This window comes from Bacteroidota bacterium (assembly GCA_035506275.1).
Taxonomy (GTDB): domain Bacteria; phylum Bacteroidota; class Ignavibacteria; order UBA10030; family UBA8401; genus JAGVPT01.
In genome coordinates this window covers 497,668-516,983 of the sequence record DATJPT010000008.1, presented here as the reverse complement: position 1 = coordinate 516,983, position 19,316 = coordinate 497,668, and the positions used below count along the sequence as shown (strand labels likewise).

Annotated in this window: 18 protein-coding genes; 16 read left to right on the top strand and 2 right to left on the bottom strand. The window is 52.1% G+C overall.

Features of this window, described 5'->3' with window-relative positions; translation table 11 throughout:
* Together VMF88_07565 and VMF88_07560 are read right to left on the bottom strand one after the other, a co-directional pair.
* Positions 1–3,633: a tetratricopeptide repeat protein gene (locus VMF88_07565; protein HTY10914.1), complete on the bottom strand. Its 3,633-nt coding sequence runs from the start codon at positions 3,631–3,633 to the stop codon at positions 1–3.
* A gap of 204 nt (positions 3,634–3,837) precedes the next feature.
* Positions 3,838–4,305, bottom strand: a complete 468-nt coding sequence (locus VMF88_07560) for a hypothetical protein (GenBank protein HTY10913.1) — start codon at positions 4,303–4,305, stop codon at positions 3,838–3,840.
* 332 nt (positions 4,306–4,637) lie between these two features.
* Between VMF88_07560 and VMF88_07555 the strand changes: the two genes are divergently transcribed.
* The 16 genes from VMF88_07555 (at position 4,638) to VMF88_07480 (ending at position 19,291) form a co-directional block, all read left to right on the top strand.
* Positions 4,638–4,925: an HU family DNA-binding protein gene (locus tag VMF88_07555; GenBank protein ID HTY10912.1), complete on the top strand. Its 288-nt coding sequence runs from the start codon at positions 4,638–4,640 to the stop codon at positions 4,923–4,925.
* Between the two features lie 122 nt (positions 4,926–5,047).
* On the top strand, positions 5,048–6,040 hold the full coding sequence (locus VMF88_07550) for an acyl-ACP desaturase (GenBank protein ID HTY10911.1): 993 nt from the start codon (positions 5,048–5,050) through the stop codon (positions 6,038–6,040).
* A gap of 99 nt (positions 6,041–6,139) precedes the next feature.
* The gene (locus VMF88_07545) at positions 6,140–6,511 is read left to right on the top strand and encodes an FKBP-type peptidyl-prolyl cis-trans isomerase (protein HTY10910.1); all 372 of its coding nucleotides are present in this window, start codon (positions 6,140–6,142) and stop codon (positions 6,509–6,511) included.
* A gap of 25 nt (positions 6,512–6,536) precedes the next feature.
* On the top strand, positions 6,537–6,797 hold the full coding sequence (locus VMF88_07540; protein HTY10909.1) for a 4Fe-4S binding protein: 261 nt from the start codon (positions 6,537–6,539) through the stop codon (positions 6,795–6,797).
* Positions 6,794–7,963 (top strand): NAD(P)/FAD-dependent oxidoreductase, encoded by a 1,170-nt coding sequence (locus VMF88_07535; protein ID HTY10908.1) that lies wholly within the window; start codon positions 6,794–6,796, stop codon positions 7,961–7,963. The genes VMF88_07540 and VMF88_07535 overlap by 4 nt, the downstream gene beginning before the upstream one ends.
* Before the next feature lie 101 nt (positions 7,964–8,064).
* Positions 8,065–8,676: a D-alanyl-D-alanine dipeptidase gene (gene ddpX, locus VMF88_07530; GenBank protein HTY10907.1), complete on the top strand. Its 612-nt coding sequence runs from the start codon at positions 8,065–8,067 to the stop codon at positions 8,674–8,676.
* Positions 8,677–8,784: 108 nt separating this feature from the next.
* Positions 8,785–9,822, top strand: coding sequence for a glycosyltransferase family 9 protein (locus VMF88_07525; protein ID HTY10906.1), 1,038 nt, complete (start codon positions 8,785–8,787; stop codon positions 9,820–9,822).
* On the top strand, positions 9,809–10,627 hold the full coding sequence (locus VMF88_07520; protein ID HTY10905.1) for a DUF3108 domain-containing protein: 819 nt from the start codon (positions 9,809–9,811) through the stop codon (positions 10,625–10,627). The genes VMF88_07525 and VMF88_07520 overlap by 14 nt, the downstream gene beginning before the upstream one ends.
* The gene (locus VMF88_07515; GenBank protein HTY10904.1) at positions 10,628–11,605 is read left to right on the top strand and encodes a hypothetical protein; all 978 of its coding nucleotides are present in this window, start codon (positions 10,628–10,630) and stop codon (positions 11,603–11,605) included.
* The gene (locus tag VMF88_07510; GenBank protein HTY10903.1) at positions 11,583–12,551 is read left to right on the top strand and encodes a CPBP family intramembrane glutamic endopeptidase; all 969 of its coding nucleotides are present in this window, start codon (positions 11,583–11,585) and stop codon (positions 12,549–12,551) included. The genes VMF88_07515 and VMF88_07510 overlap by 23 nt, the downstream gene beginning before the upstream one ends.
* On the top strand, positions 12,548–13,000 hold the full coding sequence (locus tag VMF88_07505; protein HTY10902.1) for a B-box zinc finger protein: 453 nt from the start codon (positions 12,548–12,550) through the stop codon (positions 12,998–13,000). The genes VMF88_07510 and VMF88_07505 overlap by 4 nt, the downstream gene beginning before the upstream one ends.
* Before the next feature lie 10 nt (positions 13,001–13,010).
* Positions 13,011–13,964, top strand: coding sequence for a phosphatidate cytidylyltransferase (locus tag VMF88_07500; protein HTY10901.1), 954 nt, complete (start codon positions 13,011–13,013; stop codon positions 13,962–13,964).
* A complete protein-coding gene (rimO, locus tag VMF88_07495; GenBank protein ID HTY10900.1) occupies positions 13,961–15,286 on the top strand; it encodes a 30S ribosomal protein S12 methylthiotransferase RimO in 1,326 nt (441 codons plus the stop codon). Before VMF88_07500 ends, rimO begins: the two co-directional genes overlap by 4 nt.
* A 49-nt stretch (positions 15,287–15,335) precedes the next feature.
* Positions 15,336–16,634, top strand: a complete 1,299-nt coding sequence (locus VMF88_07490) for a GWxTD domain-containing protein (GenBank protein HTY10899.1) — start codon at positions 15,336–15,338, stop codon at positions 16,632–16,634.
* A 39-nt stretch (positions 16,635–16,673) separates the two neighbouring features.
* Positions 16,674–18,452, top strand: coding sequence for a POTRA domain-containing protein (locus VMF88_07485; GenBank protein ID HTY10898.1), 1,779 nt, complete (start codon positions 16,674–16,676; stop codon positions 18,450–18,452).
* 11 nt (positions 18,453–18,463) lie between these two features.
* Complete coding sequence (locus tag VMF88_07480) at positions 18,464–19,291, top strand: geranylgeranylglycerol-phosphate geranylgeranyltransferase (GenBank protein ID HTY10897.1); 828 nt, start codon at positions 18,464–18,466, stop codon at positions 19,289–19,291.
* The last annotated feature ends 25 nt before the right edge of the window (positions 19,292–19,316 follow it).

Sequence of the window (19,316 nt, the reverse complement as noted above, 5' to 3'; positions counted from 1 at the left end):
TTATTCGTTTTCTTTTTTGACCGCGGCTTTCACGCGATTGATCTCTTTCTGAGCTGCGGTCTTGAACGCAGGGTCGATCCCCGGCTTATCGATGATCTGCTGGTACATGTTGAGCGCCTGGTCGAATTTCCCCATTTTTTCATACGACTGGGCGGACATGTAGTAAGAATTCGGAGTCCAATCGATCTTTGTTTTTTTGGTGATGAGATAGGGGACCTTCAGGAACTCAAGGATCGCCTGTTGGTATTCGCCCTTCTCAAAATACGATTCGCCGAGGTAATACCGGATCTCGGATTCAAAATCCTTGTTCGTTGTCTCCAGGAGAGCCTGAAGCTGCACGATCGCCTGGTCATAATATCCCAGCTTTTGATAGAGCACGCCGAGGTCGACCTTTTTGTCGAGGATGGATTCATCGTTCGGATATTTTTCTATGAACGTCCGCGTCAATTCCAATGCGCCGTCGTACAGGGCAAGCTCCTTGTATGTCTCGATGAGATTGCTCATTGCAAAGGGAAGAACATCCGGCGAGAGTTCGGGCTTGTCGACGATGAGGCGGTAGTATTTTGCCGCTTCATCATAATTTTCCTTGAAGAAATAGAGATTGCCGAGCGCAAGATAAACTTTCGGAAGAATGGGGGAACGCGGGAACGTCCTCATGACGCGGTCGTATTGCTTCAGAGCGCTGTCAGGGAGTTCCTTCGTCTCAAGGATCTTCCCGATCCAGAAGCATGCCTGCGGAAGGATCTCCGCAGAATCGTACTTTGCGGGAAATGTTCTTAGTATTGTCAGCGCCCGGTCCGGCTCTTCCTGTCGGTACAGCGCCATTGCTTTTTCGAAATCGAATAGGGCAAGGGAGTTTCTGTCAGAACCGTATGTTCTTAGGAATTCTGCGATCTTCTGGTCGATCTCTTTCCGGTTGTCCGACCGATACAGAGAAATAATGACGTTCAGTTTGGCCGACCTGAGCATCGAAGAATCAGCGCCGGGCAGCCCTTCGAGCGATTCATATTCCTCGATGGCTTTTTTGTAGTTACTGTTGTCAAAATAGAGCGAGGCCAGTTCCGCGGTATTTGCTGCCGTGCGTTTGGCAGCAATGGATTTTTCAAAGAACTGGATCGACGCGTCGGTATTGCCGCTATGCTTCTCAAAGGCAGCCAGCCGGCCAAATGCTTCCGAAGCGTCCGGAGAACGAGCATCCCGGCTGACCAGGTCGAGATATTCCTTCCGCGCGTTCAGGGTATCGTGCGCGGCATCGTACGTTTTTCCGAGCTGGAAGATGATTTCCAAAAGCCCTTTTGAGCTTGTGTGAAGGGGAGACGTCAGCCGGTCCAATTGCTGGTGGTACAATGCTATTGCTTTGTCAAACTGATTCGTCTTCTGATAGCTTTCGGCGAGCGGTTCAATGCAATCGACCGAGCGAGCTGAATAAAAGAACTTTGTTCGGAGCTGCTCGAACGATGTGGAAGCGAGCAGCGGTTTTTCCTCGCGGGTCAGGAGAAGTCCGTCTTCATAGAGAACATCCGCGCTGAACAGTCCTTTCGGAAAAGCGCGGAGGTAATTGCTGAAGACGATCGAAGCCGAATCGCTCTTGCCCAAGTGCGCAAGCTGGATTCCGAGCTGGGCGGTCGCTTCGTTTGCCTCCGGAGCGAGGGGAAATTCGTTGGCGATCCTCGCGTACGTGCCGATCGATTCTTTTAAGAGCCCCTTTTCTCTTTGTGCCGTGGCGATCGTCAACAGCATGTGCGGAGTGAACTCCGACGCGGGACGGTCCTTGAGGAATTGTTCGGCGAGCGCCAATTGTACATCGAGGTTCGCCTTCTTCATCTGGAGGGAAAAACGGTTGAACGCGGCGATGCTGCTGAAGCGTCCGGACGGATAATTGTCAAGAAAAGAGGTCAGAGCATTGAGGCATGCCTGACCGGTCGAAGAATCGGCCTCGGTCTGGCGGAACATTGCCACGGTTCGTTTGTACCCTGCCTCTTCCCGCGTCAGAGAATCCTTCGCGACCGATTCGGCCTTTTCGTACTGGATTGCCGCCTGAGGAAAATCCTGGAGGATGTTAAGATAGATATCTCCCAATCTCATCGCGAGGCCCGATTTTTCCTTATCCAGGATCAAATCCCCGATAAGAAGCGCAAGCTGTTTGACCGTTTGCTCTTTGTCCGGAGACTCATGGTCGCGAATGAAATTCTTTCTTTCGATCGCCCGACCGGTCAACGGGCTTGCCGGGTACATCGCGATGAGATTGTCGTACGCCTTCAGCGCTTCCTGCGTTTCCTGGAGAGCTTCGTACGATAATCCGATGCCGAATGCCGCATCGTCGCATTTTTCGTCATGCGGATATTGAACAAGGAAAGAAGAATAGATGGCGACCGCTTGCTGCGGTTCTTTGAGCCGGAGCCGCGTCAATTCGGCGATGCGGAAAAGAATCTCCGGGGCCTCTTCGTCGTTCGGGAAACGATCGAGGCATTCTTTATAGTATTGCACTGCCGTGTCATCATTGTTCAGCGATACGGCCAGCGTTGCCGCGCGAAGAAGCGCGTAGCGTTTTTCCGGACCGCCGGCAGTTTTGTCCGCCGCCGCGGAGAAATCCAAAAATGATTTTCGATACTCTTTCAGCTCGTCATAAGCTTTTCCGGCTCCGAGGTACGCGGCGACAATCAGTGTTGAATCTGCCGGATGGACCAGCGCGCGCTCGAATGCGTCCGCGGCCTTTTTGAAATCCCGGGATGAAGCATATCCGTTCCCGAGGCCGAGCAATGATTGCTGAAGAATGTCCGGCGGAAGCTTGAGGGAATCGGCGCATAATTTTTGGAAGTAATCGATAGCGTCCGATTGACGTCCCGCTGAGAAATAAAAGCGGGCGAGCTCGAGCCGGGCGCGCGCCAGAGTTTTGACGCCGATATCGGACTTTTTTTCATCGACGATGGAATGATACAGCCGCTCCGCATCTTCCGGGTTTCCGCTGGCCTCGTCGACCGCTGCCAACTGCAGCGAGGCCTCTGCGATCGTCCCTTTGTCGGCGCCGCTTTCCGTCACTTGCTGCAATTCCTGGCGGGCAGCGACAAGATTGTTCTCTTTGACGAAGATTTTTCCCAAATGAAGATGGGCGGGAGTCACAAATTCATCGGTCGGGTAATCGCTGATGAGCGATCGGAGACATCGCTTGGCGTTATCGGCATCGCCGGCCTTTTCAAAATACTCGCTTGCCGTCAACAACGCCTTCGTCGCCAATTTGCTCTTCGGCTGAAAGATCTTGATCCGCTCAAATGCCGACGCGGCGTCCGTGAACTTTTTTGCATCGCTGTACATTTCGCCGACATTCCACCATGCCTCCGGAGCCCTCGGATGGTCCGGATACGTCAAGGCGAAATTCTGGAATGCGGAGCGCGCGTCGTCGTTTTTCTTCAGCGCCCGTTCAGCAAGGGCGATGTAGAACTTCGATTCGATACTTTGCGGGCTGGAGGGGTAGGTGGAAATGAACTGCTTGAATTGCTCTAATGAAAGGTCATACAGTTTATCGTTGAACAAATTGAGGGCAAGCTTAAAATCTGCGTTTTCCTTAGTGTTTTGAGCAGGGCAATATGCACTAACAAAGAGAAGGAGAACTATGCTTGCACGTCGTAATACCATCGGCATTTAGAAATTTGTTGACGAACACCGTAATAACTGCGGTAAGATACTGCTAATTTCGGTTGCAATCAATTTGAAAGAGGGAATATACTCGGGGATCCGATAACACCGATATCTTTGGGGTTGCACGCTGAAATAAAAAGCCTCTTTGCAGACTGCCAAAGAGGCTTTGATACTTTCAGTTGATGATTTCAGCACGAACGCTTAATCCATTTTCATGTCGCCTTGTTTCGTTTCAGCCGGCTTTGTGGTCTTTTTGGCACCATTAGATTTCACCTCTTTCAGCGAGGTTACTTTGAAAATATCTCCGTCGTGTGTTCCGGTGACGGATACCATGATCTCCTTCTCCTTCTCCGTCTTCTTCAACAAAGCAAGGGCGAGTTTATCTCCATTGTCGTCAAATTTGTACCACATCCCGCCTGACATCAATCCAAAGCCGCTCTCCTGGCAGCTTTCTTCGAGTGCGCAGCTTTTTGTATGCTTTGCAGCTTTTGCCATTGCTTCATCGGGAGCTTTTTTCGCCATTCCAACGGCGCACATTTTGTCGACAAGGTACCCTTTCATTGTGTGCGACGTTGACATGTCCATTTTATCCTGCTTGTCCTGCGCCAGCACTGAAGCGCTTGCAAGGAAAAATAAAGAAGCGAACAATCCGACATACAATTTTCTCATTGGAATCATTCCTTATGTTGGTGAGATTATGAGATGAGGAGTTCCGGCGTTATCAATGAAAATACAACACGCCGGTATTTCCGAAAAGTTCCTGATTGCATTTGTTTCTTAGGTTTTTGTAAAATTTCTTTATAAATGGCCAAAACAAGCAAAAAACGGCACTTTACGGTCGACATAAAAAACATTCATTTTTCCTAAATAATGCTTGGTTTTTAAATTCCCATTTCCCTATATTTCGGCTAAGTTTTTGGGCTATGAGTCTTAATCTCTTAGCGACTCTATTTACTATTTCACATAATCAATCATCAATTAACTAATTCAAGGAGCGTCCAATGGCAAAGGCCATGACAAAATCCCAGATTGCCGACCACTTTGCGAAGAAATTTGGTCTGAAGAAAAAACAGGCTACAGCTTTCTTTGAAGAGTTGGCGACACTTGCATATGCCGAGGCAAAAAACCAATTTACGATCCCCGGCGTGGGTAAGCTTGTTCTGGTTGACCGTAAAGCACGGCAAGGACGAAACCCTGCGACCGGTGAGATCATTCAAATTCCGGCGAAGAAAGTCGTTAAATTCCGTGTTGCGAAAGCAGCAAAAGACGCGATCCTTAACCAGAATTAATCGTTCTGTAATTTGGTTATAATCCATGCGATCCCGGCGGCTCTGACGGCTTAGCAGTGAGCGGGGACGCATGGATTTTTTTTCCCTCCCCATTCCAACGTGCCATACATCAAGGGTTCCCTATGATAAATTCTTCATCTTCCGAGGAAAAGAACAAAACGCATTTGCTTGACTCAAAATTTGAAGTTCTCTCGGATATGGAAGCGGTGGTTGAAGATCTCATGAAAAAACATGAGGAAAAAAGGGAACTTTGGTTTCCCTCCGATTTTCTTCCTGCTGATGAAACGACGAATGAGGATCTGTACCTGAAGCAGGTTCGTGAGCGTGCGAAAGGGATTCCATTGAGCGCGCGGGTTGCGCTTGCTCTTAATCTTATTACCGAGGAAGGCCTCCCTCATTTTCATCGGTTGATCGCCGTCCATCTCGGCAACGATTCATTCTGGAAGAACTGGAATTTTTTGTGGACCGCCGAAGAGGACCGCCATGGGAATGTCATCAGAGATTATTGCCGTGATTCGCGCATCATGAATTTTACCGCGGTGGAGAAGGCTCAGTTCCAGTATGTTCGTTCGGGCTTCGATCCTGATTGGGACAAAGATCCGTATCGTGTGTTTGTCTATACCTCCGCGCAGGAGCGGGCCACGCAGATATCGCACGACGGAACGGGGAGGGTGTGCGGAACGTATGAGCCGACCCTTCAGAAGATACTTCATTCAATTGCCATGGATGAAGCGCGCCACTACACGTTCTATAGGTCTGTGTTTGGGGAAGTGCTCAAGCGCGACCCCGACGAAGCGCTGGCATCGGCGGCGGTTATTCTGCCGAGCATTGACATGCCCGGACACAGTCTTCGTAATTTTAATGAATATGCCGACGTCGTGCGCCGATCCGGCATCTACGGTCCGCGGGATTATATTTCGGTCGTGGAAGCGTTGATCAAAGTGTGGGGCTTGGAGGCGCTTTGCCAGCTTAAAGAGAAAGGGAAAAAAGCGCAGGAGAAAATATTGGCCATTCCCGATCGTTTAAGAAAAGTGGCTGAATATATTGAAAGCCGGAGCTCTTCGAAGACCTTCCAGCTTGAATTTGTCTTCAATAAGGTCTTTCAAATGGGATAGCGCTTCGGCAGTTGAAGGTGAAGAATCTTTTCTCTATTTTTGTTGAAGTCAGTATCGGAAGAGATTCAGATGAAAATCATGACACTTGTTTTGTCCGGAATGTTGTTCATCACCGGATGCGCAAAGAAAAATACAGGAGTGACTGACACGGGAATGAAATACGAGATCATCAAAGAAGGGACGGGCCCGTCCCCCAAAAAAGGCGATTCGGTCACTGTTCATTACACCGGCTGGCTGGAAGACGGCACCAAATTCGACAGCTCGGTCGACCGCAAACTACCCTTCACGTTCAAGCTCGGTGTGGGACAAGTGATTCAGGGATGGGATGACGGAGTTGCCACAATGAGGGTCGGCGGCAAATCGAAATTTTTCATTCCACCGGAGCTTGGATACGGTAGCCGGGGAGCAGGGGGAGTCATTCCCCCTAACGCAACGCTCATTTTTGAGGTCGAGCTTCTGTCGATAAAATAATGTTTCCTTCGGAAATTTCCTTCCCATGGCAAAACCTTTTCTCATGATCTATATCCGCCCGGGCAAGTGCGATTACTGCGGCTGCTGTGTCGGCGTGTGCCCGGAAGACGCGATCGAGCTGCAGGAATCGAAGATCGCGGTCATCGAGGAGCGCTGCACCAATTGCCGCAAGTGCGTGTGGGCATGCCCGTGGGAAGTGATCGAATTTCACCGCGAAGGCATCCAGGATCTTCCGAGGGAAATTTCCGCGCTCGATAACCTTCAATTTGCGCATTCGCTGAAATGAAGCAGGATTATGATGTCATCGTCGTCGGTGCGGGTCCGGCCGGATCGACCGCTGCGCGGTACGCGGCGGCTGGAGGGGCGTCGGTGTTGATGCTTGAGAAGGACCGCGATGTCGGGTATCCTGTCCGGTGCGGCGAGGCAGTGAGTCATGAAGGAGTCATCCAATTCATCGAACCCAACCCGAAATGGATCGCCTCGACAGTGACGAAATTCCGGCTCGTGGCGCCGAACGGCAAAAGCGTTGTCCCGCGCCTTGACGGAACCGGCTACGTTCTCGAGCGCCGCATTTTCGATTATGAAGTAGCAAAGCTTGCGGCGAACGAAGGGGCCGAGGTCGTCACAAAAGCCTATGTGTATGATCTGCTGAAGAATGATGATGGCGGCGTTGTCGGAGTTCGCGCTCTGATCAAAGATGTCAAGGTCGATATCAGATGCAAAGTGGTCGTCGCTGCCGACGGCGTTGAATCGCGTGTCGGCAAGTGGGCGGGCATCGACACGACCTGCCATATCCGGGATATGGAGAGCTGCGCTCAGATGACGATTTCCGGCATCGACGTCGAGCCCGATGTACTCGATTTTTATTTCGGCGACGAAGTTTCTCCCGGCGGATATTTGTGGGTCTTTCCAAAAGGGAAGGATACGGCAAATGTCGGGCTCGGGTTGAGCGTCGAAGAAGCGAAGAAGAAGCCGGCGATAAAATTCCTGCATGAGTTCATGGAGAAGAAATTCCCGAGGGCGGCCATTCTTACCCATATCGCCGGAGGGGTGCCCTGTGCAAAAACGTGCGACAAGATCGTTGCCAATAACGTCATCCTTATCGGGGATGCCGCTCATCAGGTAAATCCCGTTTCGGGGGGAGGCATTATCAGCGGAATGATCGGAGGGATGATCGGCGGCGAAGTTGCAGCCGAGGCCGTTGCCAGCGGCGATCTGGCGCACCTCATCGAGTATGAAAAACGGTGGCAAAAGCGCCTCGGCTGGCGGCATGAGGTCTTCTATACTATTAAGGAGGCGATAGCCGGTTTTTCCGACGATACGCTGAATTCTATTTGCGACAGCGCCTTGCAGCTTTCGGAGGGAAACCGGACTCTGGGCGGCATCTTCCGCACCGCGTTGTGGAACAAGCCGTCGATGCTGCTCGAGGTCGCGAAGGTCTTTGTTTCGTGATGACGCTGATGACGCAAATTGATCGCAGATTGCAGATTTGCGCAGATGGGGGGAAAAGGCTTTGGATTTTCGGCTCTCCAAAAATTCATAGCACTACCCCGGTGAGAGTTCTGCTTTTTGCTGCTTACTGTTCACTGCTTCTCGTCTCCCTCGCCCTTTCTCAAAAAAAACAGAACCAGGAACTGGTCGACATTCATTCCGTCAATCCGGCGATTGTCCTCGATTTGCGGTATGCGACCGAAAATAACTTTACCCATCACAAGCTTTATGCCGTCGCAAAATGCCTGCTCCGGCGAGAGCCGGCCGAGAGCCTCAGCGCCGTCCAAAAAGAATTGCAAACGCGCGGACTGGGTTTGAAGATCTTCGACGGATATCGTCCTCTCTCTGTTCAAAAAAAATTGTGGGAGGCGGTGCCCGATGCCCGGTACGTCGCAAACCCGGCCAAAGGCTCCCGTCACAACAGAGGGGCGGCTGTTGATTTGACCCTCGTCGATTCTCTCGGCAACGAGCTTGCAATGCCGACGCCGTTCGATAGTTTCACCGAGAAAGCTCACTGCAATTACAAAAAACTTCCCCGAAAGATCCTAAAGAACCGGGCGCTACTTCAACAGGTCATGGAACGGCACGGCTTCTGGAGAATGGAAACGGAATGGTGGCATTTCGATTTTCACGACTGGGGAAGATTCAAGATTTTGGATCTGCCGCTCGAATAGCCCCCACGCACGCCGATTGGTTGCCTTGCGCCTTACCCGTGTTTGCCGTATATTGAACCTGAAATTTATCGCGGGAGGTGTTTTCCTGTTTGCATCGGCGGCTTTGTAGTGACCAACGACGTTAAAAATATCCTCCTTGTCCGCATCGATAGAATCGGGGATGTTATCCTCTCGCTGCCGATGCTGCCGCTCCTCAAACGCCGCTACCCCAACGCCGCTATCTCTGTTCTCATTCGGCCGTATACACGCGAACTTGTCGAAAGGCATTCATGTGTCGACGAGGTGTTGATGTATGAGCACGAGGACAATCTGCGTTCATTGTGGTCGGTGCTTCGTGAAATCCGCAAGCGGCGCTTTGATGTCGCCATTATTCCGTATCCCCGCTTTCGTCCCGCGCTGATTCTGTTCTTGGCCGGGGTTCACGTTCGCGTTGGATCCGGATACCGATGGTATTCGTTTCTGTTCAATCAAAGAGTGTTTGAGCACCGGAAAGATGCGAAGCGCCATGAAGTGGAGTACAATCTCAATCTGCTCCGTCCGCTGGGAATTGACGGGCGATCCGAACCGGAGTTCGATTTTTCAGCGTCTTCGTCGGCGCAGGCGGCCATCAATGCCCTTATGACGGAGAAATCGATCGCTCCGAAGGAGGATTTCATCATCCTCCATCCGGGGAGCGGCGGTTCGGCGCGCGATTGGAGCGCCGCAAACTTCAGCAGGCTCGGGAGCGAAGTGCAGGAACGGCTGGGTACCAAGGTCATTGTGACGGGGGGGAAGGGGGAAGAAGGATTAGTACAAAAGGTCGTTGCCGGAATGTCGGGAACGCCAGTCGCAGTTGTCGGCGCGCTTTCCCTTCCTGAACTAGGCGAGTTGATCCGGCGGGCAAAAGTTTTCGTCTCAAACTCTACGGGACCGATGCATATTGCCGCGGCTGTCGGAACGCCCGTCGTCGCATTTTTTCCTCCGATCATTCAATGCAGTCCTGTTCGGTGGGGTCCGTATACCCGAAAAAAAAAAGTCTTTGTCGCGGACAACAAAAACTGCCGGTTATGCATGGGCTCGCCCTGCCGCTCCGACGTCTGCATGGATCAAATTCATGCCGATGAAGTGTGCGCGGCCATCAAAGAGTTTTTGAATGAACAGAAGTGACATGACGTTGACAAAAGTGCGGTTTACTGCAGCGCTTGGAATAGTGCTGTTCTGCAGCGCCGGCACCCTTTCAGCGTTCCAGAATGCAATGCCGACCGACAGCGCCTCGCAGCATGCTTTCACTGTCGGCGAGAAATTAGTCTTCGACGTCGGTTATGGATTCATCACGGCGGGGGAAGCGATCATTTCGATTCCGAAGTACGACACGGTGGCCGCTCATCAGTGCTACAAAGTGATGTTTGAGGTCAACTCGACGCCGACGTTTTCGTTTTTCTTCGAAGTGCGGGACCGGTATGAAACGTATCTCGACGCAAACGAGATCTATCCATGGCGGTTTGAACAGCACGTCAAAGAAGGGCATTATCGAAGGGACTTTACGGCGGAGTTTGACCAGGTCAACCACGTCGCGACCGCCTCAGGAAAGCAGTATCCGATCCCCCCCCGAGTCAACGATATTATGTCGGCATTTTTTTACGTCCGGACGCTCGATTTTTCAGCGATGAAGACCGGGGAGAGAATTCATCTTCATAATTTTTACAAAGATTCCACCTACGACCTCGACGTGCAGTTCATGGGGAGGGAGACGATCAAGGTGGAGGCGGGTACCTTCAAATGCATCATCGTCGAGCCGCTCGCGAAAGAAGGGGGATTGTTCAAGAGCGATGGCAGAGTGCTGATCTGGCTTTCGGACGATGAGAGAAAAATTCCTGTGAAGATCACAACGAAGGTTCTCATCGGTTCGATAGGGTCGGAGCTGCGCGAGTACTCAGGGATCAACGGCGAATTGAAAGCGAGGATTAAATAGATGTCAAAATACACTCAGGCTGACCTCTCGAAGATCAAGACCATTTCAATCGCGTCACGCAAGAGCAAAGTCGCTCCGAAGGATTTTGCCGTTCCTTTCGATCCTGTACGGCAGTCCTTCGCCGAGTTCACGCGTTCTCTCCCGAATATTTTGGCCGCCGCTCATCTTAAAACATTGGTCGCCGATATTGTCCGGGCAAGAAAAGCCAAGAAGCCCGTCATCGTCATGATGGGGGCACATGTCGTTAAAGTCGGATTGTCGCCGATCATCATCGATCTGGTACGAAGAAAGATCGTGACCGCAGTGGCAATGAACAGCGCTTCCTCAATTCACGACGTTGAAACGGCGTTGTGGGGGCAAACCTCCGAAGATGTTGCTGAAAATATTCTCGACGGGAAATTCGGTATGTCGAGGGAGACGGGCGAATTTATCAACAATTCGCTTTCTATCGGCTATTCAATGACGACGATGGGATACGGCGAAACTCTCGGGCGCGCGCTTGTTGAGGCGAAAGCAAAAAATAGAAATATGAGCATCCTGGCGACATGCTACGAACTCGGCGTTCCCGTTACTGTTCACGCGGCGATCGGAACGGATATCGTCCACCAGCAGCCGACCATGGACGGTGCGGCGACCGGCGAACTGAGCTTCCGCGATTTTAAGGTCTTCTCGAATGTCGTCAAAGACCTCGTCAGCGGCGGCGTTGTCCTGAATATCGGTTCTGCGGTCATCATGCCCGAGGTTTTTTTGAAAGCGCTGACCGTCGCGCGCAATCTCGGCAGCAAAGCCCAGGGGTTCACTACGGCGAATTTTGACATGCTCCGACATTACCGCCCGATGATGAACGTGGTTCTTCGCCCTACGCAAAAGACCGGCACTGGCTTCGATTTTGCCGGCCACCATGAAATTATGATCCCCTTGCTCGCAGCATTGATCAAACAGCATTTCAAGTCGGATGGACGAAAACGCCGAAAATAATTCCGGTCTTCAAGGAGCCGAACTCCCCGCCGCGTTGCCGCCCTCCGCTGCCGGCGGGACGAGAATGAACCCGCTGGGATTCGTCGCAGTGGCGCTGGCGGTGATCTTTATCCTCTACCAGGTTGTCGGCGGAGGAATCACTCTGCTGATCTTCGGCCAATCGATCACCGCTGAGAATGTGCAGGGAATGCGGCTCGCAACGATGCTTTCCCAGTTGATTTTTTTGCTGATTCCCACAATCGTTCTGATGAGAATTCAGCATGGCGCGGGGCGCGCATCGTTGGCGAGAAGAGTGCCGAAAGCAACGGAATTTGTCCTGGCAGCCGTCGGGGTCTTTTCGCTTCAGCAGGTCATGGAAGGGTATCTGTATTTCCAGGATAAAATCCCCTTGCCCGAATCGATGCGTCCTTTTCTGGAAATGATACGAAAGTTGATCGAAGAGACATACACCATGCTCGTGAAGGCGCATTCCCCATCCGAATTGGCGTTCGTCATCCTTGTTGTTGCCTTGACTCCGGCCATCTGCGAAGAGCTCCTTTTCAGAGGACTCATCCAGAAGAATATGGCGCTTGCAACCAACAAGAAATGGGGGTTTATTTTTACCGGAATTATTTTTGGATTGTACCATGTGAACCCGTTTCTTATTGTTCCGCTCGTGAGTCTCGGAGTCTTGTTCGGATTTTTTATGGCGAGGTCGGAGACGATCATCGTTCCGATGGCGGCACATTTTGTGAATAATCTTGTCTCGGTCCTGGGAGTATACTATGATTCCGATCTCAAGGATTCACCGGCGTTGTCGATGTTCAATTCGTTGGCAGATTATTCGTCATCATTTGTTTTGACAACGATTGCGGGTTTTGGGATCGTTTTTCTTGTATCCATGTACTTCTATTGGCAGGTGACCTCCGGGCTGGAGAGTCCGGCCGGGAGGGAGGTACCTCTGTGAAATGCCCGCGCTGCTTAAACTCGAATGCTGAAGCGTCTTTGTTTTGCCGAGGGTGCGGTTATCTTCTTCTTCCCAACGAAGAAGTCGAATGTGAAAACCACTCCGGCACGGTCGCCGTCGGCGTTTGCGTCATGTGCGGCAAACCGGTCTGCGGCGATTGTTCGGTCACGCGGGAAGGGAAGATGTATTGCGATGATGTCGCTCACTCTCAAATGGCCGCGGACTTCACAAAACTTGCGACCTTAGCCAACGAATTCGAGGCGGATATCATCGTAAAGAATCTTTCGTTGAACGGTGTGACGGCGCGCCAATTCGCGGCAAAACATTACGCGCAATTTTTCTCTTTTGCCAATGCTTCTCCCGTCTCTGTGTTCGTCAACGGGAAATCTACGGAGGAGGCCAAACGGCTGCTCAAAGACATGGACCTTGAAGAGTTCCTTACCTACTGAAACGAACATCATGGCGATCAACTATCCCAACCTTCTTTCCCGTGTGCTTGTCGCTGTTGTCGCCGTTCCGGCGGTTCTGCTCATTTCATACCATGGCGGAATTCTTTTTTTCCTTTTCGTCAGCCTGATTTCTTGCTTCGCTCTGAATGAATTCTACGCGATGGCCGCGCTCAAAGGAGCGTCGGTGCAAAGAGCGCTGGGAATCGTCGCGGTGATCATGCTGAACGCCTCGTTTTTCCTGAAGCAGCTTATTTCAGCGCTGTTCGGGGGGCAAAGCCTGCTGTTGAGTATCGACACTGTGCAGATATTTTTCATCGTTCTTGCCCTTTTTTTTATTTGCGTACTTACCGTAGAGCTCTTCCGAAACAAGGGATCGGTGTTAACCAACGCCGGCGCCACGATCCTTGGCGTGGTTTATATCGGAGCTTTCCTTTCCACCTTGATCGGCATTCGCGAGCTGTTCGGGAGTGAATTTCCGCTTAGGCTGGTTCGTGAATCTCTGAATGGCATCAATGGTCTGGCTGACGACTCTGCCCGGGGTATTGCGTACGACTGGGGAGGGGTGATGGTCATCGCAATTCTTGCTTCGATCTGGATCTGCGACACGGCGGCATATTTTGGAGGACTGGCGACGGGAAAACATAAACTGTTTGTCCGGGTGAGTCCGAACAAAACATGGGAAGGGAGCGCGTGGGGATTTTTCGGCGCTGTGGGGACAATGATTGTCGCGCAGCGGTTTTACCTCCCGTATCTACATCTCCATCAGGCGCTCATTATTGGAGGCGTTGTTGGGGTGTTTGGCCAGATCGGAGATCTTGTAGAGTCGCTGTTTAAGCGCGATGCCGGAGTCAAAGATTCATCCAACATGATACCCGGTCATGGCGGCGTCTTTGACAGATTCGACAGTTTGATATTTGTCTCACCGATTTTGTATCTTTATCTACGCTATTTTGCCTTGTCATGAAAGAGGCGGGACGAAAGATCGAAGCAGAGAAGACGACCAAAAAAGTTGCGATCATCACCCTGGGCTGTGCCAAGAATCAGGTCGATTCGGAGGCGCTGTGGAGCCAGTTGAAGGGGAACGACCTCGAAGTGACATCCTCCGTTTCCGACGCCTCAATCGCCGTGATCAACACGTGCGGGTTCATCGACGAGGCGAAAAGACAATCCGTCGATACCATCCTGGAGACCATCAAGCTGAAGAATGAGGGGAAGCTTGAAAAGGTGATCGTCATGGGATGTTTGTCGGAACGATACCACGACGATCTTGCCAAAGAGATCCCGGAGGTCGACCGTTTTTTCGGGTCGAACGATGTTCCGCTGATCGTGAATGAGCTCGGCGGAAACTATAAATACGAGCTGCTCGGCGAACGGCAGCTTTCGACGCCGAACTACTCGGCCTACCTCAAAATTTCTGAAGGTTGCGACAACCCCTGTTCGTTCTGCGCCATACCGATCATGCGCGGCGTTCACCGCTCCAAGCCGGTTGAGCAGGTCATGGATGAGGTTATGAAGCTGGTGGACAAAGGGGTGAAGGAGCTCATTGTCATCGGTCAGGATACCACGTATTATGGATCGGACCTCTACGGTCAGCGGAAACTTGGGGCGTTGCTCACCTCTCTTGCGGGCGTGAACGGCCTTGAGTGGATTCGATTGATGTATGCCTACCCGGCAAAATTTCCTCACGACATTCTTCGCGTGTTTCAGGAGAACCCGAGAATTTGCCGCTACCTCGATATGCCGATTCAGCACGCGTCCGACAATGTTCTGAGGTCGATGCGGCGCGGAATCACGCGTCGCGCGACAGAATCGCTGATCGAGGAAATCCGGACGGCGATCCCCGATATCGCACTCCGTACGACGTTGATCACGGGTTATCCCAACGAGACCGACCGCGATGTTGAAGAGCTCATCGAGTTCATCAAGGCCGTTCGTTTCGACAGGCTGGGCGTGTTCACGTATTCTCAGGAAGACGGCACCGCGGCCTACGGTCTCGGCGACCCGATCTCTCACGACGAAAAAGAGGCCCGGCGCGCGGCGGTCATGGATGTCCAGCGGGTAATCTCGCGCGAGCGGAATGAGGGGCGCATCGGAAAAACCGTCCGCGCCGTCGTCGAACGGCATGAGGATGAAACCTTCATCGGCCGGACGATGTGGGATGCCCCCGAAATAGACAATGAAATCTTCATTACGCCGGCGAAGGCGAGACACCTTTTACCGGGCGAATTTGTTGATGTACTGGTGACCGACGCTGCGGAGTTTGACCTCTACGGCGAGACGGTATGACCGGAGCGCAGCGCCAGAGCAAAATTTCATCTTTCGGACCGGTACTCCTATGAGAACATTCATTCTCGGTACGTTGCTTCTTTGTGCCTACGTGTCCCCCCTCGGCGCGCAAGTTGACAACCGCTCGGACCGGGCTCCGATCGGCATCCCCGCTTTCTACCTCGATGCCTTGAGCTTTCGGTCGAACGATTCCGCCTCCTCACGGATCGACATTTACACCGAAATTCCGTTCGAAGTCCTGAAGTTTGTGGCGGCCGATTCAGGTTTCGTCGCCCGCTATGAAATTACGGTCGATATTCTCAACGACGACGGGAACGAAGTTGTTGAAAAGACATGGAACAAGGAGATCCGGCTCCGTTCTTTCGACGAGACGCAGTCGAAAAGGGAGTTCAGCACCGTGACCGGATCGATGGCGCTGGCTCCGGGCAAGTACGAGCTGCGCGCAGAACTGCGGGAGCAGGAATCCGGGAAGGCGTACGCCCAAACCAGAAAGATCAACGTTCAAAATTACTTTGAAAGTCCGTTCTCCATCAGCGATATCATGCTGGTCAACCAAGTGACGAATAAAGGGGGCCGCTCGACCATTGTCCCGAATGTTTCAGGGAATATGTACGACCTTCCCCATGGTTTTTCCGTTTTTTTCGAACTCTATAATTCGGTGGGGGCGGATTCAGTATCCCTGACGTATCAGGTGCTCGACAGAAAAGAAAACCGACTGTATGCCCGCACCGAACGCAGACGGCTGGACGGGAAAAGAACCGAGGTGATCGCAGCAGTAGACACCGCACACTTTTCTGCGGGGACGTATATTCTGGAAATTGACGCCCAACCGGTGCCCAGGTCGGCCGACGCAGGAACGTTCACCTCCGAAAAAAGGCGCGGCTTCACGATGAGGTGGGTGAGCGTTCCGACGACGCTTGCTGAGATAGACCTTGCCATCAGGCAGGCCAAATACATCGCGACGAGCAAGGAATACGAAGCAATGGCCGACGCGCCCACGCTGGAAGAGAAGGAGAAGCTGTTCACGGAGTTTTGGAAAAAAAGGAACCCAAGTCCCGGCTTCTCGCGCAACCAGGCCATGGAAGAATATTACAATCGCGTGCAGTACTCGAACGATCATTTTTCCCATTTCATCGACGGATGGCGGACGGACATGGGGATGGTCTTCATTACTCTTGGCGCTCCCGGAAGCGTTGACCGGCATCCTTTTGAGATTGACTCCAAACCATACGAAATTTGGACCTACTACGACTATAACCGGCAGGTCATTTTCGTCGATGAATCAGGGTTTGGTGATTATCGCCTCCAGACGCCGATCTGGGACCTGGTACAGCGCATGTACAAATAACGAGACCGCGCCTTTTGTGAAACCGCAGCATCGCCGATCATGTTTTGCCGACAACTGTATGGTCTTACGCTCGTGACGGTGGTATTCCACTCCGTTCTTTTCCCACAGACCAAAATTACCTCGATCGAGTTTTTCGGAAACCGCTATTTCTCACAGCAGGAGCTGATTCAGTTTCTTCCAGCCGGCCGCGGATCGGAGTATTCAAAGGACCGGGTCGCCGCTTCCGTCCGCGCGGTGCAGGAGCATTACCGGAACGAGGGGTTCTTTTTTGCGCGCGTAGATTCCGTTTTGCCGATCTATTCTTCGGACAGCGCGTCTGTGGCTCTTGATTTTTTCCTCGATGAGGGGAAGCAGTCGCTTGTTGCGCATATCGGAATTTCGGGAGCAACGGTCTTTTCACCGGATGACATGCGGCGCCGTTTCGAAACGGTTCCGGGGGGATTGCTCCATCAGGCGACGCTTGAAAAAGACATCGACGACGTTCTCACACAATACGAAAACAACGGCTATCCGCTGGCGAGGATCCATGTCGACTCTCTTCAACTTGATACGCTTGATGCGTCACGCTTGTCCTTTGTCCTTGCTGTGACCGAAGGGCCGCGCGTGTATCTCGACGAAATCAAAGTTGAGGGAAATACGACGACCCGCCGCAGCGTCATCGCGCGCGAAGCGTACCTCCGGCCGAACGAAGTTTACGATCAGGAAAAAGTGGACGATATCCGGCGCCGGCTCATGCGGCTCGGCATTTTTTCCTCCGTCAGCGAGCCTCAATTGTATCTTTTCCGCGACCCGGGATATTCGGATACCGTTTCGGGAGGAATTTCCCTGATGGTTCAAGAGGGGAACACGAACAATTTTGACGGCATCGTCGGTTATGTTCCCCCCGCCGCGACAGGAACGAGCGGATATTTCACCGGCAACGTGTATATCTCGATGAGAAATTTATTCGGCACGGGACGGAAAGCTCTCGTCCGCTGGCAGCGGGAAAATCAAACGACTCAGGAACTTGAGGCAAGTTATGATGAGCCGTGGGTTGGCGGCTACCCGGTCAATATCGGAGCGGGAATTTTCCAGCGGAAGCAGGATTCATCCTACATCAAAACCACATACAATGTTCGGGCCGATGTCGTTCTTACGACGGACCTTTCTGTCGCAGCGACACTCAGTCAGGAATCTGTTATTCCTTCGGCATCCTTGACGTATTTTACGGTATTTGAAAGCAGTCTCCTCTCGTTCGGGGGTGAATTGCATTTTGACACGCGCAACGACGCCCGTAATCCGACGTCGGGAATCAACTATGCAACCGCGTACAGCCGCGGCACAAAAAAAATCACTGGCCCCGAACAATACCTTGCTCTTGCGCCGGACCAAAGTTATCTTGTCGAGCAGTTCTCAATGGATATGGAATGTTTCCTGCCGCTGTTCCGGAGCCAAGTGTTGATGGCAGGCTTTCATGGCAAGAAGATCACCTCAAGCCAGCTCGAGCAAAGCGACCTGTTTCAGATCGGAGGAACCAATTCCGTCCGGGGCTATTTGGAGAACCAGTTTTTCGGCTCGCAGATCCTTTGGTCAAACGTCGAATACCGATTTTTGACCGGCCGGTTGTCGAACGTCTTTGGCTTTTTCGATGCGGGATATTTTTCGAGGCCTGCCGACCAACTGCGCTCATTGCCGTCGCAGGAGAAATTTTTGTACGGATACGGTGTCGGAACACGTCTCGATACGGCCGTCGGCGTGATGCAGGTCAGTCTTGCGCTTGGTGAAGGGGATACGTTCAGCACGGCAAAGATACACTTCGGAATTTCGAACGATTTTTAACGGGATATTTCTTGAACAACCGGTATATCCATCTTCTTCGGCCGTCGAATTTTTTCATCACTGTCGCTTCGGTGCTGATTTCGTGTCTGCTTGCGGGGGGGAAGGCAGGGCAGACCGTCGCGATGGTGTGTGCAGCACTGGCCGCCGGATGCATCGGCGGCGGCGGCATGGTCGTGAACGATATCTTCGACGTGGAAATCGACCGCATCAACAAGCCGGCCAGGCCGCTGCCAAGCGGAGCCGTCACTCCGCGTGCCGCTTCATTCTTTTATGCGCTCCTCACATCCGTCGGTCTGTTGCTGAATCTTTTTTTACCTTCGGTCGCACAACTGATAGCGGTTGGCGCGGCCGTTCTCATTTTCTTTTACAGTTACCGATTGAAGAGGACGCCTCTTTTGGGAAACCTCACCGTTGGATTGCTGACAGGACTTGCCTTTATTTATGGCGGCGCCGCTGTCGGAAATATTGAAAGGGCAACATTACCCGCCGTGTTCGCATTTCTCATCAATGTTGGCCGCGAGCTTGTCAAGGATATGGAAGACGTGGAAGGAGATGCAATGGACCAGGCCGGAACGTTACCGGTAAAGTACGGGATGAAATCCGGCTTGATCGCCGCATCGGTATTTCTCGGAGCCGTGATCGCGTCAACGATCATTCCTTTTGTCAATCATCAATACGGGGTGCTTTATTTTGTTGTCGTTGTCGCCGGAGTCGACTGCGTGGTCGCGTTCACGATGGTTTCGATGTGGAGGGATACGACACCGAAGAACCTTAATAGGCTCAGCGCTCTGCTGAAATATGACATGCTGATCGGTCTGCTTGCCATCTATCTTGGATAACATGGGCCGTGATTGTAAGGGAGAA